This window comes from Peribacillus deserti, assembly GCF_016909175.1.
GTDB classification, from domain to species: Bacteria; Bacillota; Bacilli; order Bacillales; family DSM-1321; genus Paraperibacillus; species Paraperibacillus deserti.
In genome coordinates, this window is record NZ_JAFBFI010000017.1 from 62,136 (window position 1) to 88,610 (window position 26,475).

Below are 26,475 nucleotides of genomic sequence, written 5' to 3' on the forward strand. Positions count from 1 at the left end.
ATACTATGTTCTCAAGAAGAATCTCTCATGTAAACGGGCTGCACATGAATACTTTGGTTTTTTGCTCCACTGTTCAAATTGGCGATTCAACATTTATTGATGCGACAAACTATACATTAGCGGTACAGCGGGAACAGGAACTATTCATTAGTAATGAAGGCGGTTTTAACGACCCTGTATTTACAGAAGACATACATGTTCAGCCTTTACACGAAAAGTTAGATTTTCATATCTGCCATGCAAACCCTTTTATTCATGTAGGCTTGATTGACTTAGGAGGAGCTTCAGCTTCTTCTATGGTCCATATAGGCTCAAGCCGGAACGTAAGGATGCAGGCAAAAATTAAAAATATCAGGCACCTATATGAAGAAAGACCGAGTAAATCCAGCCGCTGACAAAGCACCTTTTTAAGGACCACGCATACCTTATTACAGGTACAGATACCTATACCTTTACGGTTAACGTCTTATCATAAGAAAGGGTGCCACTCATGCCTTCTTTCGTAGGTCCAGTTCAAATTACAAGTGTAGATTCAGGCGGAATAGCACATTTTGGCGATGCAGTTGTTATATCACCTAAAGAAGCAACAAAATCCGTCAGCGGCTCTGGCGGCGGAAATACCGGGCTCCTGATCTTAACCAATAATTTAGCAAATGGTAATCTCGTCAATGATGCAAATCTAGTCGACCAGCCTATATTAGGAAACGGTTAACAGCTTACTCAGCAAAAAAGCAAGTGCTTTAATTAAACCAGCACTTGCTTTTTGCTATTTTATCTTCTCTTTTGTCTTGATTTACTAATTTTCGGATACTTTCCTGGAGCTTGTTTCCTAATCCACTTCAGAAATTTTTGTATTTGCACATCCTGCTTCAGAAGGCTTATCGATGAGAGCCCTAAAGCAAGCTCAGCGTTGGAATATAATGCATGGATTTGTTTATGGCATGGAATGCATAAATGCGCGGTAGGGAGAAAGCTTCCTCCCATTTCTCTAGGCGTCAGGTGATGAATCGTCGTTTCTACTTCTTCCCGTCCGCAAAGCTCACATATACCTGTCTGCTTTCTTTTAGCCATTTTTTTCACCTTTTTCTTTTCACTGACCCTTTTTCCATACAATCTCAAAAACGATAAATATTCTGGATAGTAAATGGCCCATAATCCTATTATGGGCCAAAAGAATTCATATCTTTAACAAATGTGCACCATCAAAGAAAAAGAGGTATCTCTCTTGCACAGATTTTTGAAGAATTTGTTCAACAGCCCTTGTATAGAAAGCAATCTGTGTGCGGTATCTATCGGCGAGGATGTCTTTTGCGCCTTCAAATCCACTGTAAAATTTCCCTTCAATCGTGTCTGTTTTATAATCTAATAAGACCGTACCCTGTTCATCTTCAAATATACAATCAATAACTCCCTGGACAAGAATCTGTTCATCCCCATCCTCCCACTCTCTATAAACTTCCTTAGCGGGCAAAGAGAGATTAAACGGAACCTCTCGGAGGACCATAGAAGCTCTCTGCAGCCTTTTCCCAACTTCCGTAGTAAAAAAATGGCTGACCATTGCTGAATTCACAGCGGATGCCTGATCCTCAGTCAGCAATTCGTTTTTGATGAGCTCTTTTACTTTTTCATCAATAAGCTCTATTGTTACGGATTCACCAAGATTAATATGCTGCATAACAAGATGCATAATAGTTCCTCTTTCAGCTGGGCTGATTGATTTTTCCTGCATGAATCTTGGTCTTGTCAGATAAGGCTTTTTATATTTATCTAATAAATCTGTCGAACTTTCTGCATCCCTGGTTTCCAGCTGCCGCTTTAATTCAGAAACAGACTGCTTTGACCGGAAAACAGAAGCGAGCTTATTTGAATAGATCCATTCGAGCTGATATTTGATAGCTGCTTGGAATTCTGAAGCACCCGGGATGGGGTTCGAATTCTTAACTGCCTCAAGCCAGTCATCTTGTTCCTGAGCAGCTTCTTCAGGAGCCTGCAGCTCTTCTGTTGGTACAAGCTTAACCCTCCAGCTTGACGGATGCTGACCGACATCCTTTTGTGCTGCCAAACCAGACTCAGGGATCAATTCCTGGCAGTCATTATGCCGGATGATGGCAGGCCCTACCCAATCTAAATAACTTTTGGCATTTGCTCTTATATAATCTTTAAGGAGCCATTCCTTTTCAGATAAATGTCCGGACCATTCCTTCAAGCTTTTCCCCGCATCCTTTAAAGTGCCGATAAGATAAAGCTGTTCCTTAGCGCGGGTAAGTGCAACATACAGCACCCGCATTTCTTCTGCTATTGTTTCCAAATGCTTTTTCTTCTTAAAGGCTATCTGCGGCAGGGAAGGATAGGTTATTTGCAGCTCCGGATTCACATACTTCGAAGCAAAACCAAGGTCCTTATCAAGCAAATAATTTTTTCTAAGGTCCATAAAGTTAAATTCCTTTGAAAGCCCAGCCACAAAAACAACAGGGAACTCAAGGCCCTTACTGGAATGAATGGTCATGATCCTTACTACATCTTCCTGTTCACCAAGCGCCCTTGCTGCACCCAGATCGCTGCCTCTTTCCTGCATCCTTTCAATAAAGCGCAGAAAGCGGAACAGCCCTCTAAAGGAGCTTGCTTCATATTGCCTGGCCCGGTCATATAAAGCCCTGAGGTTGGCCTGACGCTGCCGCCCGCCAGGCATGCCGCCCGCAAAATCATAAAATTTGGTTTCGCTGAATAGCTGCCAGATCAGTTCGGACAAAGATCCCTGCCTAGCCAATCTCCTCCACCTGGCTAACTGGCTGTGAAAGCGGAGAACTTTATCATACATTCCAGCATTTTCGTCCTGATTTCCTTCCTGGCAATAAGCCAGGAGAGCGTCATAGAAGGACGAACCTTTGGCATACAGCCTGATTTCAGCCATTTCCTCTTCATCCAATCCCACAATAGGAGATCTTAAGACAGAAGCAAGCGGAATATCCTGAAGCGGATTATCAATAATCTTTAACAGAGACATCATGATCGCAATTTCCGTTGCTTCAAAGTATCCTGTAGATAAGTTAGTATGAATGGGAATGCCCTGTTTCTTAAATTCCTCCATAATTTGGCCGGCCCATGGCATCGATCGCAGCAGGATAACCATATCCTTATATGTTACATTTCGGTGGGTTTTGGTTTTAGCGTCATAAATTTGCCGTTTTTCTTCGATTGCTGCTTTTATAAGCTTAGCCATTAACCGCGCTTCTCCCTGAGCTTTATCGAGCTCTTCTCCGGCAAATTCCGCTTCCTCTTCTTCTGCCGCCTTTTTTTCAAGAAGGCTTTGTGAATGGTCTTCAGAACTTTGGTCAATTAAATATAAATGGACAGGGTATGGTTCTTCTTCTGGATACGAGGCTCCTTTTTTCAGCTCTGCATCCAGGTCATAGTCTATTTCTCCGACCGCGGCACCCATGATCTGCTTAAACAAGAAGTTTGTTGCATCTAGTACTTCCCTTCTGCTCCGGAAGTTCTGGTTTAAATCAATTTTGAGGCCGGTATTTTCACCATCTTGAGTGAAGCGTGAGTATTTCTGCAGGAACAGATTAGGTTCTGCCAAACGAAATCTATAGATCGACTGTTTTACATCCCCCACCATAAAAAGATTCCCAGTATATTCACCGTCAGAGGTAACCAGATTTAGTATGGTCTCTTGAACCATATTGGTATCCTGATACTCGTCTACTAAAACTTCTTTAAACCTATTCCTATACTCTAAAGCCGGACTTGAAGGAACGGTATTCCCCTCACTGTCCGCAGCGGTCAATATGTTAAGGCTGAAATGTTCGAGATCGGAAAAATCCACGAGGCCTTTCTCCTTTTTTGCCTCAGAAAACTTAACAGCAAACTGTCTTACCAGCAGGACCATGGTTTCTGCATAGCCCTTCAGCTCGTTCATATCCCGTAAAAAGCTCTCCGGTTTCCTCGAGAACAGTTCTTTTTTCAGATCTTCCACGATTTTTTTCGCCCGGTCACGGTGTTTTTTCGCTTCATCAACAAGGTCTTTGATAAAATCAGCTCCTGAGCACCGTTTAAGAGTGCCAAAACTGACTGTCTGCATAGCCGTATATAACTCAGCCCAGCTTTCCGCTTTTTGAAGCTTCTCTATCACTGCTAAGTCTTCGAGAAAATTTTCTGCCCTTGGAGCAGGGCCGCCCGGCTGTTTTGCCAGATCCATTGCTTCATCCAGCAAGTCTCTTGCCGCCTGCAGTTTGAGGGAGATATCCATTTTCAGATGATTCATGAAGGGCAGGTTATCTATAGAGCCCAATTCGTCCACGTTATATAACTCGACCAGACTTGAAAGCCATCTGCCAGGATCCGGGTGTGACATGGAAAACTCATATAAAGCCCGGATGATGTCCTGAAGTGCGGCATCACTCCTGTCATTCGAATACGCATCAACCACTTTAAAGAAGCGCTCATTATCTGCCTGGGCATAATGCTCTTCAAATAATTCTTCCATGGCTTCATCCTTCATAATTTCAGCTTCAGTTGAATCTGCAATTCTGAAACCAGGGTCTACATCAATTAAGTAATAATACTTGCGGATTACTTCCAGACAAAAAGAATGCAGAGTAGATATGGATGCCCTGTTGATGAGACTCAACTGTTTCCTAATATGCAAAGAGGCGTGATTATCACTAATTGCCCCCTCAAGCGCCTCTGCTATCCGGTGTCTCATCTCTGCAGCAGAGGCATTCGTAAAGGTCACCACAAGCAATTCATCTATATTCATCGGATCTTCTTCAGACAAAAGCTTCTGAATGATACGGGTAACCAATACAGCAGTTTTTCCAGAACCTGCTGCAGCCGCCACAAGAATATCCTGGTCTTTAGCCCAGATTGCTTTCCATTGTGCATCAGTCCACGCTGCATCTGCAGGTTTTTCAGGAATTAATATTTTTGACACTATGCGTTCCCCCCTTTTATTAGCGAGAGAATTTCATCCTCTTTTTTAGGGGTTAACACTCTATACTCGTTATCTTCAAGTGAAGCATCAAACTGGCAGACAGATTTATACGAACAAAATGTGCAGGGAATCTGTTCCTTTAGCTTATAAGGCGCTATTTCTACATTTCCGCTGACAATTTCGTCGCCAGCCTGCTGATAGACATTGCGTACATATTTATTCAAATTAGAAAATTCCTGGCTGCTAGCCACTTTAGATGAAGAATTAAGATTTCCATCTTTTTTAAAACCAGCCTGAATGATATGGGAGCTTCCATTTTCAAGGCTCGAATCCATTAATTCCAGAACGCCTCTTTCACCTAACAGCAGCCCTTTCATCTTGAAGCTTTTAAATATTTCCTCCTCAATCTGCTCCTTTGAAAGCATGCCGCTGCTTTTAACAACAGGATTGTGAACGTGGAAATACAGCACACCTGCAGGCATTGCTTCCTTGCCGACTAGAGATTTTGAATGAGTGACGATAATATCCAGATAAGTCAGCATTTGAAGGGCTAGCCCGTAGTACACTTCACTCAAATTTAATTCTCTTGAGCTCGATTTATAATCTAATACCCTTAAATATAAGCCATTTTGGTCTTCTGCTTTATCTACTCGGTCAATACGGCCTGCCAATTCCATTCTGGTTCCATTCTTCAAGCTGAACGTGAGCGGAGGCAGCTCCCCGTTTTTTCCGAATCCAAGCTCTAGGCCGACTGGACTAAATCCACTTGCCCGGGCATGTTCACTAAGAACGATGGAAGCACGCCCGATAACCTGCTGCAGCTTCCGCGCAATATAATGGTGTCTGTTGGAGCTTAACAGAATCTGATTCTGGAGCTTTGGAGCAAGACTTTCTACCGCATGTGCTGCAAGCTCCATGCATTCCTGTTTCGTTAAAGCTGCCCAGGAGATATTCCTTTCTTGTAAATGGTCGGCTATAAGCTTTAATGCCGCATGGAACATTTCACCGATATCCGGAGCATCCAGGCGGAAAATTTTTCGCTCTTCAAGCTTTAACCCGTGAGCAGCAAAATGGGAAAATGGACAGCTGTTAAACATTTCCATCCTCGAGACGCTGGCCTGTATGGTATCTCCATACAGCATTTTGCTTGTATCGCTCGATAATTTCTTTGTTTTGTTTTTATAAAAGAGACTGGATAGCACAAGAGAAACATCCCGCTTCAGGTCCGGCCTTTCCAGGTAGGCGTTATACACATCCCACCACATTGGATGGATCGGATAATTCCGCTTCTTCAATTGAAGCTGTGAAGCTAAATAAGATAATGCCGTATCGTAATTTACTGCAAATCCAAGCTGGTCTTCTGGCAGCGCTTCAGAAGGATCATTCACCCAGTACGTTTCAGGAGCCTCTGGGAAAAGCTCTTTAACTCTCTTGATATAAGAAGATGGAATAAGCGACTTTCCTTCCTCATCCGCAAGAGGGTAAGAAAGATATAAACGTTCAGATGGAGTAGTAAAAAGCTTATAAGCCGTAAACTCTTCATCTAAAAGACGAACTTTTGTATTCGGTGCTATTTCGATGCCATCAGAAAGAAGCTTTTCCCGGTCATTATCGGAAAAGACACCTTCTTCGATGATCTTAGCAGGCAATACTCCTTCGTTTAAGCCAATCGCAAAGGCTGCTTTTATATCACTTAATCGGGATAAGTCAACATTAGTTACGAGCACCTGGTCGATAGCCGGAGGAACAAGTGAAAACTTCATATTTTCCATCCCTGCATCTAATATGGTGATAAACTTTTTTAATGTAATCCTGTCATCGCCGAGCATTTCAACAAACTGGTCAAGGAGCTCGATTATAGCATTCCAAGCTTGTTCATGCTCCCTGGCTTCCGCTAAATCTCCATCTTCCTCTGCACCCAGCTTTAATTTCTCAAGTTTTTCCGGAATGCGGAGTTCTTCGAGAAACAAGTAAATGGCTTCACAGTAATCCCTGCCATCAACCGCACGTTTTAAGCGCCTGAATAGTTTCATAATAGGACCTGCAACCAAATCCTTCAGTTCATTCAATAGTGCTTCCGTTTGCTTTTCCTCATCGGTCTGTCCCCGTTCATGAAAATCAAGTCCACGGATTTTCCGATACGACCAGCGCTCTTTGCCCGTCCATTTCCCGCCTTTAATTCCTCTTGAAAGCACGTAATTTTCTAGTATATCCGCTTTTCTGCGCATGGTTTCAGGGTTATTCTCGACTGGGAAAAACAGCTCAGTTTTAATCGCCCTGAATACCGGTTCGTACCTCCAGTTCGTAGCAAGAACCTCTAACACAGAACGAATTAATTCAATTACCGGGTGGTTGAGCATGGATCTCTTTGCATCTATAAATATGGGGATTTCATAATCCTTGAATATGGTCTGGATAATATCCTGATAGGACGCAGAGTTTCTGACCAGAATAGCAATATCTCTCCATCTGTAATTCTTCTCCCGGGCAAGCTCTGCAATTTTCCTGGCTGTCCCCTCCACTTCAGCCCTTCGGCTGACCGCCTGGCAGATTGTTATCTTGGCAGAATCGGTATATGGCACAAGCGGCCGCATGCTGAATGCTGCTTCTAAATGTCTAAGACTTGGATCTCTAAATCTATTTGGCTGATCAAGAATCTGTTCATCTACGGAAATATGATTCTTTAAGGCCATTGAATAGAGGGTATGATACGTGTTTTCCGTCTGCCTGAAAAGATGGGATTCCTCAGGATGGCCCGCAGGCTTGTCCATGGTAAGTGAAACGGTTATATTAGGACACACCTTCATAAGCCCGTCCAGCACAAGCAGCTCCTGCGGTGTTAAGCTGTAGAATCCATCCATGTAAATTTCTGCATTCCTAAGATAGCTTGAATGATCGATTTTTTCAGCAAGCAATGTAAAATAGTCTTCAGAATCTATATATTTACCAAGCAATTCGTTTTCGAAGGTTTCATATATAAGCTGCAGGTCATGCAGTTTATCAGTAACAGCTCCATTTCCCGGCTGCTCTATACCATTGTATTCTTTCAGCTTTCCTGGACTGATACAATACCTTTTAAACTCCGTTAATATTTCCTCCACATGCCCAATAAAGCCCTGCTTATCGGATGAACGCTGGAAAATTTTAAGCTCGTCCTTCTTATCCTCCAGAATTTTTTGGATCAGCATGGTTATTCCCACACTATTAAGATGGGTGCGGGTCATGCCGCCTGTTTCCTGAAGAACTCTCCAGGCAAGCCTGCTGAAGCTGTATACTTGAGCCCGAATCATGCCATTCAGCCCGGGCGTTGTTATTAATTTATATTCTGATTGAAAGGTCATCTGGTCTGGAACTAAATAAATGATAGGATGCCCCGCAGGGTTCTCCATCAGCTTATCCGTGATTTCATCCAGGATACGTTTGGTCTTTCCTGTACCAGATCTGCCCAGCATAAAACGAAGGGACATTTTTTGCCTCCTATAATTCAATTCTATATTTATATTTTATCATAAATACTAGACACTAAATAACAATAAACTCAAACAAACGTTCTGTTTTATATGTTAATTTTTTACACAAAAAAAAACAGCACCCCTTGCTGGAATAGCTGTTTAAAAGCTCTGAATTCTGTTTATTTGATCTGTCTTTATAGAAACGGGTCTCTAAAAACGAGCCGTTATATCTCTAACCGGCCAGAATCGTGCACTAACCTTACCTACCACTTTTTTCATGGGGACAAACCCAAAATGCCGGCTGTCCATACTGCTTAACCGATTATCCCCGAGCGTAAAAAGCTGGTTCGGCGGCACCTTCTTCCTGCCGGTCGCTTCTTTGATCGTAAAATCACCCGTATATTTTTGGCCGACCAATGGATGTCTCTGCTTATCAAGATAAGGTTCGGCATATTTTCGCCCGTTAATAAAGAGCTCGTCATTATGATACCTGATTGAGTCCCCAGGCAGGCCTATAACTCTTTTTACATAATCTTGTTTGTTAATCCCGTGAAAAACAATAATATCAAACCTTTTAATGGTGTGCAGTTCATAACTGATTTTACTGACAATCAGTCTGTCTCTGTCACTTAATGACGGCTGCATGGAATTTCCATCAACCACATAACTTGAAAATAAAAAGGTGGTTATGAATAAATAAAGGAGAAAGCCCCAAAAAAACGACTTCACCCATTGAAATACGATATTTGAACGGCTTTCCGCCATGATTATCACTCCAGCTAAAGGAATCGGTTATTTTATACTAACCATTATCCCTACTTACGCTTTTGTTTAATCTTGCTTCAATTCTTTTTCCAATAAACCATAGCAGAAAGATAACTGATAGGACAATTACTGTTCGTAACGGTTTATGCACGAGAGATGCGAGATCATACCCGACAAAGCTAATGGAAAATACCATAACCATTTTACCCGCCAGTACAGCCAATCCATATTGCAGGGGGCTGATATGGGAAAGACCGGCTACAATATTAACCATGGCAGAAGGAGTAAAGGGGAAGCACAGCATTAAAAAGAGCGGTCCAAATCCATGGCGGTCAACCCAATCCATTAATCTTTGGAATTGACGGTGTTTCTGAAAAAAGCTCAGAACCTTCCCCTGACCATACTTTCTTACCAGCCAAAAAACCAGAAGAGCCCCGGCACATGATCCTATCCAGGAAACCAGAAATCCCAGCCATAATCCAAACGCATTGGCATTTGCCAGCACAAAGACAACGAGAGGCAGGAATGGCAGGAAAGCCTCCAGCATAGGAAGCAGAATTCCCGGCAGCGGTCCCAGCGACCGATATTCATGAATTAAATCATATATATTTTCAAGAGTCATCCATTCTTTTAGATCATTAAAGTCCATTCTAAGCTCCTTAGCCTGATTCTTCCTGAGAGCAGGACCATTTCTGCTCCACAGAGATTATTTTATTATAATGTTTTCCCCACTTTTCTCATCATAACCCATTTTTGGCATAAGGTAACATGACTAGTTAGAAAAAACATACCTCTACATAGGGATATTTTTAAAATTATCATAATCTATTGCCAACATAAAATTTTTTATTTAGGATATAATAAGAACAAACGTTCTAATTGGATGGTAATGGAGGCTTTGGAACGATGACAAGAATACCTGAAGAGGATCGAGACATCATTGAAAATGAAATTTATCTGCCGATGGTGCTTACTATCTTAAATAGGGATTTACATGTTTTTGGACAGAGCCCGTTTAAATTAAAACGCCCGTACTTAGACCTCGTGGAAGAAACGATGAAGATTGTACAGACAGACTTAAAGAAAACAAGGCTGTATTTGAGGAAGGAAAATATAAAAGTCAGTGAAATCAAGAGGGATGAAGCTTTTACTATGTACTTGTTCATGTATAAGGGATATGAAGAACACCACAATTACTTTAACCCCCGCCTGCGAAACAAAGTGGAAGAGTTAATGGCTTATTACTTGTTTAAAAGATTTCATTCCCATTCGAACTGAATTCACTTCCATGGAAGCATGCCTTGATGTTTATTGGAGGCGGCAGGAGAAAGCTGTCATGCTTCCGCTTCAGATTTGTTAAACATGCGTATAAACAGGGGATGTGTTTGCGGAATTTTATTTACTTGCTGGATTATGGCCGATTGTTAAAAATTGCAGGATTCCCTCAATCATTTCAGCATATTCCAGACTGCGTAAGTTTAATGGCGCTTATTCATTAAAAAATAATTGGCTTTTAAATCCGAAGCTTCTCCTGCAGAATTTGTAAATAAATACATAGATTTTCTCTGGGTTTCTTCAATCCTTTGAATCAGCTTTGTACGAAGCATTGCAGTACGGAACATCTGGCTTTCAAAAGAGGAAAATGAAATAGGAATCGTTATCTGCTTTTTATTTCTAAACGTAACCACTGTCTCTCCCTTTTCTGTCCGCTGGTAGAAATCTACATGTTCATGAGAAATCCATATACAGTCTTCTCTCCCGGGAGAATTAGTAGGAAAGACAAAGATGTTGCTTGTCGGATCAATCGTAATTGGAAGCTTATGAGTGATTCCGATCAGCTGCCGGGTGCCGTCCTTTCTCCCTTCGTAGCTGCTTCCAAAATGTAGTGTAGTGTTATCCTAAGCTAAAATAAAAATTTCAGCCTAGGGTAACACCTTTTTTTGAGATGAAAATGGCTGTTTTGTACCTTTTAAAACACTTACAGAAAATCATCCTTTCACATTAAACTGTCTTTACCAAAAAGGATTAATTATGTTCCTTTATGGTCTCTTAAACTGCTTATAATTCTTATGATATACAACAACTAGTATCGATTATTTGCTACTTGGAAAACTAACTATAAAAAATTCACTCTCAGAGGTGGTATTTTATGATTAAAAAGTTAGTTGTTTTCCCTTTATTTATATCGCTAATCTTTTCATTTCAACCTGCTATCAAAGCAGAAGATATTAATACCATTCAAGATTCTAGGGAGCTTCAGTATCAAGATACATTAATGCTTTTATTACCCATTGAACATTCAATTAAGGAATACTACTCAAAAATATTAACTATAGATCCTACTGTTTATCCCTATGAAATTAAAGTGAGACAAGTTCAGAGAGTTGGCGGTTTACGTTCATTTCACTTTTTATATACACTAGAAGTAGTACCGACAGTAGGTCCCCATCTTTCAGTGGGTAAAGATTATTTAGTATATGAAATTGAACCCACAATACCAAATTCAGTTAAACTTATTAAGTTTGAACACGTAAAAACTTACGATCTTCCACCTAACTGGAAACACGTTATAAGGCAATAATTAATTGCACATAAGCGAGAATATACACTTTCCTTTTTCAGCTACCCTACCCAGTAGCCTTGAAGTACCCTCGAATACCTAATGCTTTAATCTTGATCTGGTGTCGGTGTCGGTAGATTATCCCGATGTTCATTACTTTCAATCAAATAATGATCATAATAAATTTGAATGTTGCTGCTAGAGTAATTCCTACTATTCCATAAAAGAAGACAAAGTATAAAAACCACTACAAAATAACTCCAAGACCATACTTCATGTAAATGTCTACCCAAATTGACACTTAAAATAATTAGTGCTGTTATCCCTAGACTAACAGTGACACCGCCAAGTTCATGCTTTCTGGATAGTAAGTATTGATATCTTTCCTTCTTCTTTTTTCCTATTTCATCAAAGAAGAAGATTTCATCTATATTGATTTCATTAATAAAATATTGATTCCAGCTGCCTTTCTTCCTAAACCTATCTATTTTCCTTAATAACTTCCTTCTTGGGAGCACCCAAAATAAAGAATGGTGTATTTGATTTAATAAGTATCCCAGCGGCACTCCTATAAGTGTAAGGAATGCTCCTATAGCCACTGTATTTTTAGAAGTTAAAATATTTGAAAGACCTTCAAAAGCAAAAGAAATAAATGGACCAAGCATCATTATCATAATCCATCCAGGAATCCCCCATCTTACTAGATGTTTTGTATCAAAATTCATATAGTATCACACCTCTCTAACCTTTAAAGATTCGATAACACTTTTGCCCGTTTACTATATGCACATCCTAATCACTCCTGTAGTCTAATCAATAAGTGATTTAATTCGCTTTAAGGATGCTATTTACCTTCTTTTTACAATTCCATAAGTGAACTCAAATAAAAAAGCTGCCGAAGCAGCCACTTTTAACGAACGCACCCGTTAGTGAAGAAGAATACCTTTATTGTGATTTATAATCAATTGAATTAGCAATTTCGACTAATATATCGGGGGTGACCTTCTTAGATACCCTTTTATCAATCCCAAACATATATTGCCAATTATCTTTTTCAAAAACTAAAAAATTAAATATTTGATGTTCAAAATAAATGGCTTTCTCTCCATTATTTAGTGTAAAGACTTTCTGACTACCTCTATCCTTAAAATCAAATTTATTCTTCAAAGGTCGAACAGTAATTGTGAAGTGATTTTCTGGTAATTTGTCACTCATAAAGTGTACATCTAAAGAATCGTTGATGTCATATTTCTTATCTTCTTCAAATCTCCCTACTTGAAGAGTAAAAGCTAGGGATGGCATTTTCAATGGCAATGTTAAATCTTTCTTTAAATGATTTTCATATTCCTTTACGGCTTCTTCAACAGATTTATATCCAATTTGAGTATACATTTCCTCAAGAGACGGGGGTGTATCGTTTGTGTTAGCATACACTGCATTATTAACTGGTATAGAAAAAGTAATAAAGATTTTTAAAAGTACAAAAAAAGTATTTTTATTCATTATCCACGCACCTTAGACCTATTTACTCAATATTCTTCCCCATTAATACAGAAGAATATTTAGTGAGTTATCTTCAATTATTCTTCACCTTTACTTACAAAAACAACAAAGTTTATGAAAATAGCCTTTTATTTTGGCTCTGTTAAATTCTATTTTGGAGCATATAAAAAAGACTGCTCTTTTGCAGTCTTTGCTTGTTTCTAAAGGAACTAACGCACCCGTTAGTTGAAGTACAAAGTTTCATAAGTCTTCGTCCGAGGCTGCTTTAACACCGTTAACCTAATATGATAATCCATTCTTATGTCTCTTCTAATTCAATATCGTCAGATGTGGAACCACCTGCTAATCTTAATGCTCCTTCATAAAACTGCTCCGAATCAATCTCTTTGGTTCTTTTATCATAGATTGAGTCCCAAGGAATACCTGCTGCTAATGCGTGTGCCTTAGGGTCGTATTTTTGACCGTTTTTAAGCATTGTATAAAGGATTTTGGCTATCTTACCACACATATGTCCAATTGCTGTTTTTCCGTTCATATTACGGTCCTTCAAACGGTGAAAATAGACACTAAATACAGAGGGCTGAGATTTAGTCGCAATTATTATCATCGCCATTTGGTAGAGTACACGACGAGCATCTCGAACGCCACTGAATGTCATTCTTGCTCCTTTTACTGATATACCCGATTGTTTGTTTTCCGCCGAAACACCGAGGTACTTTTTAAATTGCTTATATGTATTAAAGCGTTCCACATCACCTATTGCTCCAATAAGAGTACAAGCCCAGACATCACTCATAAAAGGAAAAGTAAACAATAACTCGGTATAGGGATGAGGTTTAGTGCCTTTGTCAGGATTTCCGTGAAGCAATTCCTTGATATACTCATCAATCCCTTTAATACTTTCTTCAATCCGTAAAGCTTCATCGATAACCCACATTTGTCTTCCAACTAAGTGTGGTACGTTTGTACCTATGGAATTAGGTACAACTTCGGCTAGTGCTTGAGAAGCTTTTGTAGCTACCTTCTTTGCTCCTGCTTCAATCATTGCTTTACGAATATTCTCTTGTGATTGATTCTTTAAATCTTGCCCTGTAGGATACTTTAAAACAAATTTCATAACAGAAATTGAACCGAGATTTTTAAATGCTACACCCAGGTCCGGATGTGTAACGGTTAATAGTTGTTGAACCTGGTTTTTTCGACGTGTCAATTGAGTATTCATTAACCACCGGTCACGGGTTACGGTACGAAAAATGGACTGCGCTACAGAGGCAGGTTTAAGGAGACTAACTCCTTTCATGCTAGGATGTAAAATCTTGTGCCAACCCATATAAGCCATAACTCTTGCATCTACTGAGTCCGATTTTTCAGTGATACCCAAAGTTTTTTCACGGAAGTCTTTTACTGCCGAATTTTCCACCAAATAGACTTCATATTTTTCTTGTAAAAGCACTTGCTGAACCAGATATGAATAATGACCACCTGTGGGCTCTAAAAGTATGAGGAATTCATCCTTTTTGGATCCAGTTATTTCTTCAGTATGTTTTAATGCTTGAAGGAACCCTGCTAATCCTACGCTATTTGCGTTGAACTTCATTGTTTTAGAACGCTTCCATTCAACCCCTTTTGGGTCGGTAAAAGCTTGAAATGGGATACAAGCTGCAACGTGAAACTTTGCTCCTATATCAACGCCAACAAAGAATTGATACATTTTTCTAGTAATCTTTTTTTCTTCTTTTTCAGGTTCTACAAAGCTAAATGGTACTATTGGTTTTCCACTCATTTTAAAGCCTCCATAACGATATATAACATCCGACTGTCCAATTTTCTATTAGAGCTTAATGCCCAATGTAGTATGTCAGGACTATAACGTCAGATGGAAAATCCCACATTTTGTAAAGAGGTCTAGCGAAAACTAGCCCCAAATTGTCAAAAGGTTTCAATCGTTAAATATAAAGCTATATTAAGTATCTTTTACGCTTTAATATAGTCTTTAAAACTCTTAAAAAATAAAATTCGTTCTAAAGTACGACTTTTCCTTCTTTTCTGTCAAAATAACTAAAATTTTTATTTATTTCTTGTTATAATAATACTGTGCAGTGACCTTTTAAGGTGTTTCCGACCACAATTGGATTGGGGCTAGTATTATTAATTCCTAGACCTCTTATATTAATGTGGGGCACTCCACTATAGTGCAAGGCTCTGCACACCCTCATTTAAGAATTGAACTGGTTATTTTTAGCAATAACCTTTTTTTATTCATCATATCAGAACATACATTCTACTTTCAAGAAATAAAAAAAGACCCATTACTGAGCCTTTTCTTAGGTTTGCTAATGCTCCAAAATATTTTAAAGAGATACTACTTGTAAGTAGTTCCAACATTTAACAGAGGGCTGCACTAGCCATTATATTATATATTCTAAACATTCAATCGTCTATATATGTATGCCAATGCTCCAATATATTCACAAGAGTTACAGCTACTAAGCGTACCCACATTTTGGATACAGTTACATTGGCTATTTCCATTATATGTAACAGGTGTGTATTTGTCCATAATTTCTAAAGGTTATTTATGGCTGTTAGTAAATAAAAAATCGTTAGCGATAGCTGTTTTCAGCTTACAATTGAGAAAGATTAGCAGAAGAGGGAGCTGAGAAGCTTCCTTTTGTGGTTTTCTGGGAGAAAAATTTTTTAATAAAAATTGAGCTGCCTTCAGAGAACGGACTCAATATTATGTACTTATAGATTTTCTACCCTTTGTTTAGTTCATTATTTTGTTTTCTAAGGTCCTCGATGCTAACGCATCTGTGGAACGCCTCCCGCTTTGGGCTACGTCCTCCTTCAAAAACCATTTAACCATTACATAAATTCACTGATTTTAAACTCTTTCGCGTATAGTATGTAGTGTTTTGTTTTTAATTAATTTATCGTTAAAGAACTATAGAAATATTCACAGCTTTTTTTTATAATATCCATAGGCTTAAACGGTGAAGTAAATTCTCCATTTACCTCAAGCACATGAGAGTATATTTTACTTCCATACTCCAAAGGCATCACTACTAATGTATACGGGTTGATTTCATATTCCTCAACTAAAGTCGATTTCAGGCTTGTCATAGCCTTCTCCTTTCTACATATCCAATTTATGGTATATATATGTATTTTTATCATATCACGATTCCTCAATATAGACTAAAATTATTTTTTGAAAATTTAAAATTATTGTTTAGTATTTCTCTAAAACCCCATATAATAAAAAAAAGGACCCGGGGTGATCTGGATGAGTAAAAAAAATTCCTACACTGATTTAATGAAAAAAACAGTCATGGACCGCCAGAAGCACAACATAAATTACATGCAGAATTTATTTATAGAAATGCTCCTTAATGAAGTACTTCTCAGCCACTCTTTAGATAAAATAAGCAGGCAGATTGACTCCGCCTTAGACAGCAAAGATCAAGCTTTATTTCATCAGCTTTCCACCGAAAAAACAGCGCTGTTAAAAAGGCTGGGTACGTAGTGAACGGCAGATTAACAAGAAACTTTCATAGCAGAAAATAAGGGATTTAAAGCTTCTCGAGCTTTAAATCCCCTTTATTTGCTGATTTGCCCTCAAAAATTAATGTTTTTAACCAAGTCTGCTTTACTTTTTGACTATAGAAGTTTATACCAAAGACTTATGCTTCTGTTCTTCTCTTTTATGCTTAGCTTTTGGAAATTTATGCTTAAGAACCCGGAAATTATGCTTAAGTTTTAAAATTATATGCTTATCTTTGCTTACCTTCACAATCTTATGCTGAAGGTACAGTCTAAATGCTTATTTATTAACCTTATCGCTTATTCTGGATCTTCAGATTTTGTTCTTTATATTAAAATTATTCGCTTATGATTTATACATAGTTGTCAGCAGCACAAATCCGGCTCAGGCCCCATCAATTCTTCTCCTCCCAGTTCTCAAGCATTTGAATTCTTTCTAGCATAGTTGGATGCGTATACCGAAACAGCTTGACTAAGAAAGGTGGATTAACCTCGCTTAATCCGGATTTCGTAAGTTCCTGGAAGGAGTGAATTCCTGCTTCCTTATCCTCTGTCATCTTAATGGCATATGTATCGGCTCTCATTTCCTCATACCGTGCCACGTAATTTGCGAGCGGACTCGAAATAAAGAGAAGAACAGAAGTAATGAGCAGAAACAATGGAAAGGATGCAAGACTGGAAACGGAAGAAATCTTAAAGGTCCTTCCCCATCTTCTAATAAAGTAATTCATAATACGCGAGGCCAGCCATAAGCCGGCAAGCGATAGTGACAGATAGCCCGCTATACCGAAGTACAGGTGTTTTTCTACATAATGGCCCATCTCGTGAGCCATTATGAACAGAATTTCATCATCGCTCAGTTTTTCTAAAGTTGTATCCCATAATACGATTCTAGAATTCGAGCCGATTCCATTCACATATGCATTCATAGAGTTGGTTTTTTCCGACATATTCACTTCATATACATGTTCAGCAGGGATATCAGCTTTTGCAGCCAGCTGTAATATTTGTTTCTCAAGCTGTTTATCCTTCAGAGGATAAAAATCATTGTATAATGGATCAATGATTACAGGCTGAATAAACATAAGAAATAAAGTAAATGGAACGGATAGGAGCCAGGCGTACAGCCACCATTTTTTTTCATATTTGCGAATCAGCCAGTAAAGGACAGTCAAGACAATCCACATTAAACCAAAATTCACCCAGAAACCAATAAGCTCGTCCTTCATCCAGGATGGGACGGTCTGCGTAGAGATATGGTAAAACCTGGACAGCCGATAGCCTATATAATTCAAAGGCATGGTTGCCAGCAAAGTTGACGCAGAAATCCAAAATAGAAATATCCCGTTTTGCACAACCGTCTTCTTAGAGGAAGATTGGGCCCACCGTTCAAAAAGACGGGGCAGCCCTGCCAAAAGAATTAACATATAAAAGACCCATTCATAAGGAGTGGATAAAAAGAAAAGGAAATTTCTTATCTTTGAGTATTCGCTGCTGATTTCCTGTTCACGCCCATTTAAGAATACAGCAGGATCAGCGCTTGTCCCTTTTAAAGCCGCTGGTATCTCTGTATCCGCTCCATAAAATAAATACCAGTATATGGCCGCAATGAATATCAAATAAACAATTATTGTCCTTGAAGCCCATTTTCTAGACATAAAATCCTCCCTTCTTGATTATCTTTTCCTTATAAATGTAGCAGACAAGGCATCGTTTTAGAACCAGATTTAAAAGGCTTGTATCTATTGTTTTACCAATCCTTGTCAATCTTATGTATCATCATTATATAGCTTTCCTTAACAGGATCAATTCGAGGTGTAGGATGAAAATAGTATATATATTATTGTGCTGTCTTGTATGTACAGGCGCCTTTTTAGGTGTTTATTCTTTTTTCGATTATAAACAGTCAAAAATGAATTTCCCAGAGAATATCGTTATGAAGACACCATCAGGCGTTCCGTTTAGCTTTAACACTATGAAGCCTAAAGTGCGGCTCCTCGAGTTTATGTATACTCGGTGCCCGGATATATGCCCAAGTACAACCTTTCAGATGCAAAAAGTCAAAGACCGGCTTATCAAAGAAAAGGCATTTGGAAATAAGGTCGAGTTTCTTACGGTTACCATAGATCCTGACAGGGATACAGATGAAGTTTTAAAGCATTATGCAATGACATTTGATATAAAAGAAACGGAGGGATGGAAACTTCTGCGCGGGAACAAAAGCGGCACTAAAAAACTCGCTGAGGAATTCAATTTTACCTTCCGTGATTCAGGGACGGGTATGCTCACACATACAAGCACGGTCTATTTACTTAACGAAGAAAATAAGGTAATTGAGGAATTCGGCATGGGAGCCAAAAGCTTTAGCCAGGATTGGGTGTTTGAAAGGATAATGGATGAGATTTAGCAGAGTAAGAATCTTAAGAGCCGCTCTCCGAATTAAGCGGCTCTTGCGTTTTGTACGAAGGCTCTTTTCTTAAAGATTGTTGTTATTTAATAAGTCTTACAAAGTCATCTCATTGTTAAATTAGGTTGATTGGAGCGTAAGGTGCGAGACTCCTGCGGGAGCAGCGGGACAGGTGAGACCCCGCAGGCAAAGCCGAGGAGGCTCACCGCCCGCCCCGCGGAAAGCGAGCATCCTGGAGAGGAAATCAACCTCCTTGTTTGATAGCAACAAAGTTTGCGAAAACAGCCTATACGAAAGATGAATACACAGTCAGCACTACGATGGAACCGAGGACCGAGACTATGACGTTTAGACCTAAATAGGACAAGAGAAACGCTGATGCAGCTCCCAGCAGACCATATAGGACATTATCCTGAATGAATAGAACTGCTGGAAAAATGAGGGCGCCAAGAGTGGCGAAGGGTATATTTTTCAAAACTCCCTGCCAAAATGGAGGAAGTTCTTTTCCTTTAAATAAAATAAACGGAAGCAGCCTCGGTATGTAGGTAACAATGCCCATTCCAATAATCATCCAGATGATAGGATTATTCAATCTCCTGACCTCCCCTCTTCTTTTTTAAAACTGCTGCCGCTTCAATTGCAACGGCAGATAAGAGAGTAGCCGCCACAATGGACCACCCTGTACTTAGAAGATGTGAAAGGGTAAACGCACTATTCAAACACGCGGCTGTAAGGGAGAGCAGAACGACCTTTACATGGCCCTTTAAAGACGGGACAAGCAGCCCTATAAACATCGCATACAGCGCAATAGACATACTCTCCTGCAAAACATGCGGCAGAGCCGCTCCAAAAATAAATCCAAGGCCAGAACTTACGACCCAGCTGGCATAAGAGATTCCATTCACTCCATACATATATCCTGAAGTGACTTCTTTGTTATTCATGGATGCAACCGAAAAGGTTTCATCTGTAATTCCAAAAGCATAGCCCGCTTTTTTTAGTAGATGGTCGTCCTCTGCTTTTTCATTTAGAGAGGCAGACATAAGAAAATGTCTGATATTCACTATAAATGTCGTTAAAATGATTTCGTAGATTCCTGTTCCTAATGTCAGCAAATTCAGTGCCATATACTGAGAAGCCCCTGCAAATACGATCAGGCTCATTAGTACCGTTTCTGATAAAGAAAGGCCTGTACTCTTTGCAATTAATCCAAACGTAATCGCAATAGGAAAATATCCGATTGCAATACTGGTTCCCTCCTGTACGCCTCTGCGAAAGGAGGATAGTTCTCTTTCAAAAGCTAAATCAGCCATGCAAGCATCTCCTCTAATTGACTCTAAGTCTCCTTAATTACGGATGTTTTCTTAAAATTATACTTATATATAAATCTATTATTCAACCTTTCTTGATAAAATTCGGTAGTTTTAACTAATAAAAAATCCCATCAGAGAATTGTCTGATGGGATTTGAATATTATTTTGCCCTGAATACAGGTTTTCGTTTCTCCATATAAGCGTCCAGCGCTTCTTGACTATCCTCCGTAAATACAGCTGCGTGAAATGCCCTCTCCTCGATCTGCAGCGCTTGCTGAAAACTCTCCTTCATTCCCTGCTTTACTGCATATTTGGCCTGCTGGACCGCGATAGGAGCATTCTCTAACAATAATTTTACAAAGTCCTGGCAAACCTCATCAAAGATATTCTTTGCAGCCGCTTTAGTCAGCAGCCCATAGCTGTGCGCTTCCGCAGAGGAAATTCTCTTTGCGGTCAAAATTAATTCCAATGCTTTTGATTCACCGATCAGTCTGGGAAGTCTCTGTGTTCCTCCGCCTCCCGGTATTAATCCAAAGCCTGCCTCTGTGAAGCCCATCAAAGTTTGTTCGATGCCAATTCTGAAGTCACAGGCTAAGGCAAGCTCGAGACCCAAGCCGAAGGCGTAGCCATTAATAGCCGCTATAGTAGGCTGTGGCAGACTTTCAATTGCATTAAGTACAGTATTAAGTCTCTCATTAAATTCAATTGCCTGCTGGGGCGTAGATTCCCTTCTTTCCTGCAAATCTTTCCCTACACTGAAGGCCCGTTTGCCGGCTCCCGAAAATACAACAGCCCGTACCTGCTTATTGTGTTTAATGTCACCAACTACTTCAGCTAATCTAGCGAGCATAGAAGAATTAACGGCATTCAGGTTTTTTTCCCTGTTCAGAGTAACATAAGCAACGAAAGAATCCACCTCATAAAGGATCGTTGACCTGCTGTCTGTACGAAAAGGTGCATTCTGTGTATAAGACTCTTCTCTTTCTCTTGATATGTTCATGGGATGACACCTTCCTTCCACCCTCCTAATCTATTGCTTATTCTTTTCCCAAATGAATATCATAAAAAACAGGAATATATAAATTTTACAAATTTTGTTATCTAGGGTAAAGTAACCAGAAAAAAAGAGTAAAAGCAAAACTGCTTTTACTCCTTGTTTTATATAGTCTGAGAAACCTGATTTTTTAATGCTCTCCTGAGTATTTTTCCTGTGGTATTCTTAGGAAGCTCCTCCAGAAATTCAAAGACAGCCGGCACTTTATATTTGGCTAAACGATCTCTGCAATATAGGGCCAGATCTTCTGCTGTAAGAGTTTCTATGTTAGAAACTACATAAGCATGAATGGCTTCACCAAGATTTGGATCAGGTACGCCGATAACCGCTGCCTCAACTAAATTCGGATGAGCAAACAGAACTTCCTCAACTTCACGTGGATACACATTATAGCCGCCGACAATAATCATATCTTTCTTTCTATCAACGATATAAAAGTAGCCCTCCTCATCCACTCTTGCAAGGTCTCCTGTATAAAGCCATCCGTCTTTAAGAGCTGCAGCTGTTTCTTCAGGAAGCTTATAATACCCCTTCATAACGTTCGGCCCCTTAACAATTAGTTCACCAACCTGCCCGACGGGAACCTCTTCACCTAATTCATTAACCACCCGATTCTGGACATTTAAAATATTCATTCCGATGGAGCCCGGTTTTCTTGGACGATCTAAAGGATTAAAGCATGTTACAGGCGAAGCCTCAGATAATCCATAGCCTTCTGACACAAGAACGCTAAATTTCTGCTCAAAAGCCTTGAGAAGCGAGACAGGAAGAGAAGCACCTCCTGAAATGCATAATCTTAAAGACTTTAAATCTTCAGCTGTTCCATCCGGGTATTGATACAGGAAGTTATACATGGTTGGTACTCCGGCGAAAACCGTTGCCGAATATTCTTTTGCAAAGTGAAATACTTCCTTTGGGCTGAATTTAGGCATAATCAGCAAGGTGGCACCAGTCATAAGAGGAGCATTCAGCACCACTGTGAGGCAAAAGACATGAAACATAGGGAGAGCAGTAATAACGTAATCAGATTCATTCATTTTTAAATAAGAGCCAACATCAGAAGCATTTGAGTAGAGGTTTTTATGAGTAAGCATGGCTCCTTTTGGTTTGCCTGTCGTTCCCGAGGTATAAAGAATAACGGCAGTGTCATCATCATCTACGGATATTTCTTCATAAACAGCTTCACCGGATTCCAGAACATATGTAATCGGTTTCATTTTTGGATAAATATTTAATGTTTCCAGATCTTCGCTGCTTGCTTCTTTAGATGTCGGGCAGACCACAATATGTTCGACCTGTGGAGTTACGCGATTTATTCCCTCCATCAATGGCAGAAGAACATCTAAAGTCACAACCAATTTTACATCGCCATTGTTGATGATAAACCCAATCTCATCAGGAGTATAAATTGGATTAATAGGAATAACTGTAGCACCTGCTCTTAAAGCCCCATACATCCCGATAATAAAATGCGGGGTATTTCCAACAATCAACGCAATATGATCGCCTTTTTTAATTCCCAATTTCTTTATTCCATTAGAAAATTTTGAAACAGCCATGTCTAATTCTCGATAATTCGTCTTTTGATCCATAAAAATATAAGCCGTTTTATCAGCTGAGACTTCAGCGGTCTCGTGAAGTTTTTGTGATAAGTTCATACTTTCCCTCCCTGCTGCTTCCTGAATGAATAGTCATTCATATTTTTAATTTTCAAAATATATTATATTAAAAGAAAATCTCTTCTTCAACTATTCTTTTTCAAAATAGTAGAAAAATAAGGGATTTTTTTCACAAAAATAGCAGCTCCTGCATATAGGAGCCGCTTTCTCATTAGTAAATGAATTGAATAAAGTCTTCTTTTGATATATTTCCAAAGTAGTGCTGGATGCTTATATCCTCTAATGCCTCAATAATTTCTTCTTTTTCATATCTTCTGCCAATCAGCTTTTCTTCGATATCCTGCACATCACCTACACCAAAGAAATCGCCAAATATTTTACATTCTTCTATTCTGCCTTTATTTACTTCTAAGCGGACATCTATGCCCCCAACAGGAAATCGATGTGTACGCTGCAAATTAAATTTAGGTGATTTACCGTAATTCCAATCCCAATTGCGGTATCTCTGTTCGGATAATTCATGGATATTTTTCCAATCCTCTTCTGTTAATACATATTCAGAAATTTCTTCTTCACCGAAAATATAGCGCAATAACGTACTTCTAAATTCCTCAATCTTCATTGGTTCCTTCAAGAATTCTGATATATTGGCAACTCGGGAGCGGATCGATTTAATCCCTTTGGATGCTATTTTTTCCTGCTTCACATTTAAGGCCGATACCACATTTTCCATTTCGGAGTTAAATAATAAGGTGCCATGGCTGAACATTCTGCCGCGAGTCGAGAATTGCGCATTCCCGGAAATTTTTCTGCCTTCTGCAATGAGATCATTCCGGCCGCTTAATTCTGCATTTACACCCAATTTTTTTAATGCCTCAACAACAGGCTCTGTAAATTTCCTGAAATTATGAAAGCTGTCTCCATCGTCCTTAGTAATAAAGCTAAAGTTGAGGTTGCCTGTGTCATGATATACAGCTCCCCCGCCTGAAAGCCTGCGGACAACATGAATCCCATTGCTCTCCACATAATCTTTGTTAATTTCTTCAATCGTATTTTGGTTTTTGCCGATTATAATAGATGGCTCATTAATATAAAACAGCAGGTATGATTCCCCGATATCTAGATTTTTCAATGCATACTCTTCTATAGCTAAATTAATACGCGGATCGGTAATTCCTTTGTTATCAATAAAAAGCATTCTTCTATTTCCTCCTGAGTTAGATATAATACTCCATGCTGCTTCTGGCAATAATGATCTGCCTGTCGAACTCCTGGGAAGCCTCTTCTTGAAGTTTGTTCAATTCACCAAAATGAGGCAGATGGGTTAATACCAGCAGCTTGACTTCCGCCCCTTGAGCCAGTTTTCCTGCATCCATACTGGTCATATGACCGGCTTTGCTGCCGTCCATGCCATGGTAAAAATTGCTCTCACACAAAAGCAGGTCAGCCTCAGATGCAAACTCAGCCAATTCATCGATATAGGATGTATCACCAGTATAAACCAGAGACCGGCCTTCACATTCAATTCTCATGGCAAAGCAGGGAGCCGGATGGCGGGTTTTTAAAAAGGTTATGGAAAACGGACCTATTTCCAAGGTCTCATCCGGATTGTAAGCAATGCCTTTTGTAATGTCCTTATACGTTAAACTGTTAAACCCGGCCTCATCCTCTTTATGCCCATAAATCGGCAGGGTATCTTGCTTATTCCCAAGCATTCCCTGAATCAAAAGAGCATGCTGTAAAACGCCTATGTCTGCCACATGATCTGCATGATAGTGAGTTAAAATAACAGCACTCAAATTAGCTGGTGCTGTATGATTCTGAAGTTTAGAAAGAACTCCGCTTCCACAGTCAAGCAGAAGCGTAAATTCTTCATGCTCAAGTAAATATCCAGAAGAAGCCTCATTTTGGGCCGGATACCCGCCCCAGCAGCCTAGAATAGTAAGTTTCATTTTTGACCGTCCTCTCTCAAAATGACTTGGATGATATAAACTATAAATCATTGTGCCTATTTTTTCATCTTTTTAAAATTTGTTATATCACATCAGTTGACCAATCAACCCTGTTATAATACAATATTAATAACTTAATAAATTCTGAATAATCAAAAATAAAGGAGGCGGCCGAAATGATTCAAAGCAGTATCGAATTTTTTAAAAACCTTCCAGCCAAACAATGTACAGAATGTGGTGAACATATTCAGGAACAGCATGAATGCTATGGCAGCAAATGCGAAACTTGCTTACAGATTACCCGTTGATTATAATAAAAGGCCAGCTGTTGTAAAACAGATGGCCTTTTGTCATATGTGTATTAAGGATAGGAGAGTCCTCTAAAAACATACAGCTCCAATAATTGGGCTATTTCCTCTTTTTCCAGAGGCTTATGTTTTTTCTCCCAGTCAAAAATTAGAGTAATATACATTTTAAATAATAAAAACGAAGTAAGTTCAGGATCACACTCCACAATTTTGCCGTTCTCAATCCCTTTCTTTATTCGCCCGCTGATAAAGGAAATAACCGCCTCTTCAATCTCATCGACCATTTGTATAACAGCTAGTGTACCCATTTCTCTTTTTTCCTGAATCAGCTTAATCATGAACTGATGATCACGCCGATACTCCAGCATCTTATACAAAACTTGATGAATGTTTTCATGAAGTGATAAGGAAGGATCCAGGGTTTCATCGGCAGCTGCCTTCATTTCGTCAATCAGCCGGTGAACAATCTCCTTAAACAGCTCTTCCTTGTTACGAAAAAACGTATAAATCGTCCCTTTTCCTACATTCGCTATCTTCGCAACCTGATCCATAGTAGTTGCTTTATACCCAAACAAAGAAAAGGATTTTGCAGCAGCATCCAATATCAACTGTTTTCTATTAACGGACATCCCTTATCCTCCGCTGTTATGACCCAATGAACAAAGCAGTCATTTTTATTAAGTATCATAACAAAATGAACAGAGGGAGGCAAGCGTGCTAAAAGGAATCGGGTTGGGTAGAACCTCTGAAATAATTGGTCTTCTTGCAGAGATGTTATGGCACTTTGTAAAAAAGAAACAGCAAGGATGGTACTTTTGTTGTTTACGTATTAACGCAAAAGCAAGCTGGATGGTTATTTTTTATGATTCCTAGAGGCACCTCTCTTCGGGGCAGTTTTCTTGATGTCAAGGCACCCTTCTAGGATGTTCTCTGTTAAAGCCACGGTTCAGGATTGTAAAAGGTACATAATCATACAAGCAATGAAAATAAAAAAACAACAGTTTAAAAACATAGTGACCAGTCCATCCCATATACGGACAGCACTCGATCTCTCCTTCTGCTT

General features: G+C 39.4%; 24 protein-coding genes and 1 pseudogene. 7 read left to right on the forward strand and 18 right to left on the reverse strand.

Annotated elements, in window-relative coordinates; translation table 11 throughout:
* Window positions 1–5 precede the first annotated feature (5 nt).
* Both JOC77_RS16575 and JOC77_RS16580 read left to right on the forward strand, forming a co-directional pair.
* Entirely contained in the window at window positions 6–395 is a 390-nt protein-coding gene (locus JOC77_RS16575) for a spore germination protein GerPE (protein WP_204545429.1), read from the forward strand.
* A gap of 95 nt (window positions 396–490) precedes the next feature.
* Window positions 491–712 (forward strand): spore germination protein, encoded by a 222-nt coding sequence (locus tag JOC77_RS16580; protein WP_204545431.1) that lies wholly within the window; start codon window positions 491–493, stop codon window positions 710–712.
* A 59-nt stretch (window positions 713–771) separates the two neighbouring features.
* Here the strand turns inward: JOC77_RS16580 and JOC77_RS16585 are convergent, their stop codons facing one another.
* From JOC77_RS16585 to JOC77_RS16605, 5 genes are all read right to left on the reverse strand, one after another.
* Window positions 772–1,071, reverse strand: coding sequence for an HNH endonuclease (locus tag JOC77_RS16585; protein WP_204545433.1), 300 nt, complete (start codon window positions 1,069–1,071; stop codon window positions 772–774).
* A 106-nt stretch (window positions 1,072–1,177) separates the two neighbouring features.
* Window positions 1,178–4,936, reverse strand: coding sequence for a helicase-exonuclease AddAB subunit AddA (gene addA, locus JOC77_RS16590; RefSeq protein ID WP_204545435.1), 3,759 nt, complete (start codon window positions 4,934–4,936; stop codon window positions 1,178–1,180).
* The gene (addB, locus tag JOC77_RS16595; RefSeq protein WP_204545437.1) at window positions 4,936–8,403 is read right to left on the reverse strand and encodes a helicase-exonuclease AddAB subunit AddB; all 3,468 of its coding nucleotides are present in this window, start codon (window positions 8,401–8,403) and stop codon (window positions 4,936–4,938) included. The genes addA and addB overlap by 1 nt, the downstream gene beginning before the upstream one ends.
* Window positions 8,404–8,598: 195 nt before the next feature.
* A complete protein-coding gene (lepB, locus tag JOC77_RS16600; protein ID WP_204545439.1) occupies window positions 8,599–9,153 on the reverse strand; it encodes a signal peptidase I in 555 nt (184 codons plus the stop codon).
* Window positions 9,154–9,190: 37 nt separating this feature from the next.
* Entirely contained in the window at window positions 9,191–9,802 is a 612-nt protein-coding gene (locus JOC77_RS16605) for a TVP38/TMEM64 family protein (protein WP_204545442.1), read from the reverse strand.
* 257 nt (window positions 9,803–10,059) lie between these two features.
* On the opposite strand from JOC77_RS16605, the gene JOC77_RS16610 reads away from it, so the two are divergent.
* Entirely contained in the window at window positions 10,060–10,431 is a 372-nt protein-coding gene (locus JOC77_RS16610; protein WP_204545443.1) for a YhjD family protein, read from the forward strand.
* Window positions 10,432–10,631: 200 nt separating this feature from the next.
* On the opposite strand, the pseudogene JOC77_RS16615 reads toward JOC77_RS16610, so the two are convergent.
* Window positions 10,632–11,027: pseudogene (locus JOC77_RS16615) on the reverse strand (competence protein ComK); the annotation flags it as partial.
* A gap of 275 nt (window positions 11,028–11,302) precedes the next feature.
* On the opposite strand from JOC77_RS16615, the gene JOC77_RS16620 reads away from it, so the two are divergent.
* Entirely contained in the window at window positions 11,303–11,734 is a 432-nt protein-coding gene (locus JOC77_RS16620) for a DUF3888 domain-containing protein (protein WP_204545444.1), read from the forward strand.
* A gap of 86 nt (window positions 11,735–11,820) precedes the next feature.
* Here JOC77_RS16620 and JOC77_RS16625 read toward each other — a convergent pair whose 3' ends face one another.
* The 4 genes from JOC77_RS16625 to JOC77_RS16640 form a co-directional block, all read right to left on the reverse strand.
* Complete coding sequence (locus JOC77_RS16625) at window positions 11,821–12,438, reverse strand: BA5345 family protein (RefSeq protein WP_204545445.1); 618 nt, start codon at window positions 12,436–12,438, stop codon at window positions 11,821–11,823.
* 220 nt (window positions 12,439–12,658) lie between these two features.
* Window positions 12,659–13,216: a hypothetical protein gene (locus JOC77_RS16630; RefSeq protein WP_204545446.1), complete on the reverse strand. Its 558-nt coding sequence runs from the start codon at window positions 13,214–13,216 to the stop codon at window positions 12,659–12,661.
* A gap of 298 nt (window positions 13,217–13,514) precedes the next feature.
* A complete protein-coding gene (locus JOC77_RS16635) occupies window positions 13,515–14,999 on the reverse strand; it encodes an IS110 family transposase (protein WP_204545447.1) in 1,485 nt (494 codons plus the stop codon).
* A 1,142-nt stretch (window positions 15,000–16,141) separates the two neighbouring features.
* Window positions 16,142–16,339 carry a competence protein ComK gene (locus tag JOC77_RS16640; protein WP_204545448.1) on the reverse strand — a complete coding sequence of 66 codons (198 nt, stop codon included), beginning with the start codon at window positions 16,337–16,339 and terminating at the stop codon, window positions 16,142–16,144.
* Window positions 16,340–16,502: 163 nt separating this feature from the next.
* Between JOC77_RS16640 and JOC77_RS16645 the strand changes: the two genes are divergently transcribed.
* A complete protein-coding gene (locus JOC77_RS16645; RefSeq protein ID WP_204545450.1) occupies window positions 16,503–16,742 on the forward strand; it encodes an IDEAL domain-containing protein in 240 nt (79 codons plus the stop codon).
* Between the two features lie 412 nt (window positions 16,743–17,154).
* Here the strand turns inward: JOC77_RS16645 and JOC77_RS16650 are convergent, their stop codons facing one another.
* Window positions 17,155–18,417 (reverse strand): M48 family metallopeptidase, encoded by a 1,263-nt coding sequence (locus JOC77_RS16650; RefSeq protein WP_204545452.1) that lies wholly within the window; start codon window positions 18,415–18,417, stop codon window positions 17,155–17,157.
* 164 nt (window positions 18,418–18,581) lie between these two features.
* Here JOC77_RS16650 and JOC77_RS16655 point away from each other — a divergent pair, with 164 nt between their 5' ends.
* Window positions 18,582–19,166 carry an SCO family protein gene (locus JOC77_RS16655; protein ID WP_204545460.1) on the forward strand — a complete coding sequence of 195 codons (585 nt, stop codon included), beginning with the start codon at window positions 18,582–18,584 and terminating at the stop codon, window positions 19,164–19,166.
* Window positions 19,167–19,452: 286 nt separating this feature from the next.
* Here JOC77_RS16655 and JOC77_RS16660 read toward each other — a convergent pair whose 3' ends face one another.
* From JOC77_RS16660 to JOC77_RS16685, 6 genes are all read right to left on the reverse strand, one after another.
* Window positions 19,453–19,758 carry an AzlD domain-containing protein gene (locus JOC77_RS16660; RefSeq protein WP_204545462.1) on the reverse strand — a complete coding sequence of 102 codons (306 nt, stop codon included), beginning with the start codon at window positions 19,756–19,758 and terminating at the stop codon, window positions 19,453–19,455.
* Window positions 19,751–20,479 carry an AzlC family ABC transporter permease gene (locus tag JOC77_RS16665; protein WP_204545464.1) on the reverse strand — a complete coding sequence of 243 codons (729 nt, stop codon included), beginning with the start codon at window positions 20,477–20,479 and terminating at the stop codon, window positions 19,751–19,753. Before JOC77_RS16665 ends, JOC77_RS16660 begins: the two co-directional genes overlap by 8 nt.
* A 160-nt stretch (window positions 20,480–20,639) precedes the next feature.
* Entirely contained in the window at window positions 20,640–21,479 is an 840-nt protein-coding gene (locus JOC77_RS16670; protein ID WP_204545473.1) for an enoyl-CoA hydratase/isomerase family protein, read from the reverse strand.
* Window positions 21,480–21,637: 158 nt separating this feature from the next.
* Entirely contained in the window at window positions 21,638–23,191 is a 1,554-nt protein-coding gene (locus JOC77_RS16675; protein WP_204545476.1) for a fatty acid--CoA ligase family protein, read from the reverse strand.
* 172 nt (window positions 23,192–23,363) lie between these two features.
* Complete coding sequence (locus JOC77_RS16680; RefSeq protein ID WP_204545501.1) at window positions 23,364–24,350, reverse strand: lipoate--protein ligase; 987 nt, start codon at window positions 24,348–24,350, stop codon at window positions 23,364–23,366.
* Between the two features lie 19 nt (window positions 24,351–24,369).
* The gene (locus JOC77_RS16685) at window positions 24,370–25,104 is read right to left on the reverse strand and encodes an MBL fold metallo-hydrolase (RefSeq protein WP_204545504.1); all 735 of its coding nucleotides are present in this window, start codon (window positions 25,102–25,104) and stop codon (window positions 24,370–24,372) included.
* 176 nt (window positions 25,105–25,280) lie between these two features.
* On the opposite strand from JOC77_RS16685, the gene yhfH reads away from it, so the two are divergent.
* Window positions 25,281–25,412 (forward strand): protein YhfH, encoded by a 132-nt coding sequence (gene yhfH, locus JOC77_RS16690; protein ID WP_204545506.1) that lies wholly within the window; start codon window positions 25,281–25,283, stop codon window positions 25,410–25,412.
* 53 nt (window positions 25,413–25,465) lie between these two features.
* On the opposite strand, the gene JOC77_RS16695 is transcribed toward yhfH, so the two are convergent.
* Window positions 25,466–26,041: a TetR/AcrR family transcriptional regulator gene (locus tag JOC77_RS16695; protein ID WP_204545508.1), complete on the reverse strand. Its 576-nt coding sequence runs from the start codon at window positions 26,039–26,041 to the stop codon at window positions 25,466–25,468.
* Window positions 26,042–26,475: the final 434 nt, after the last annotated feature.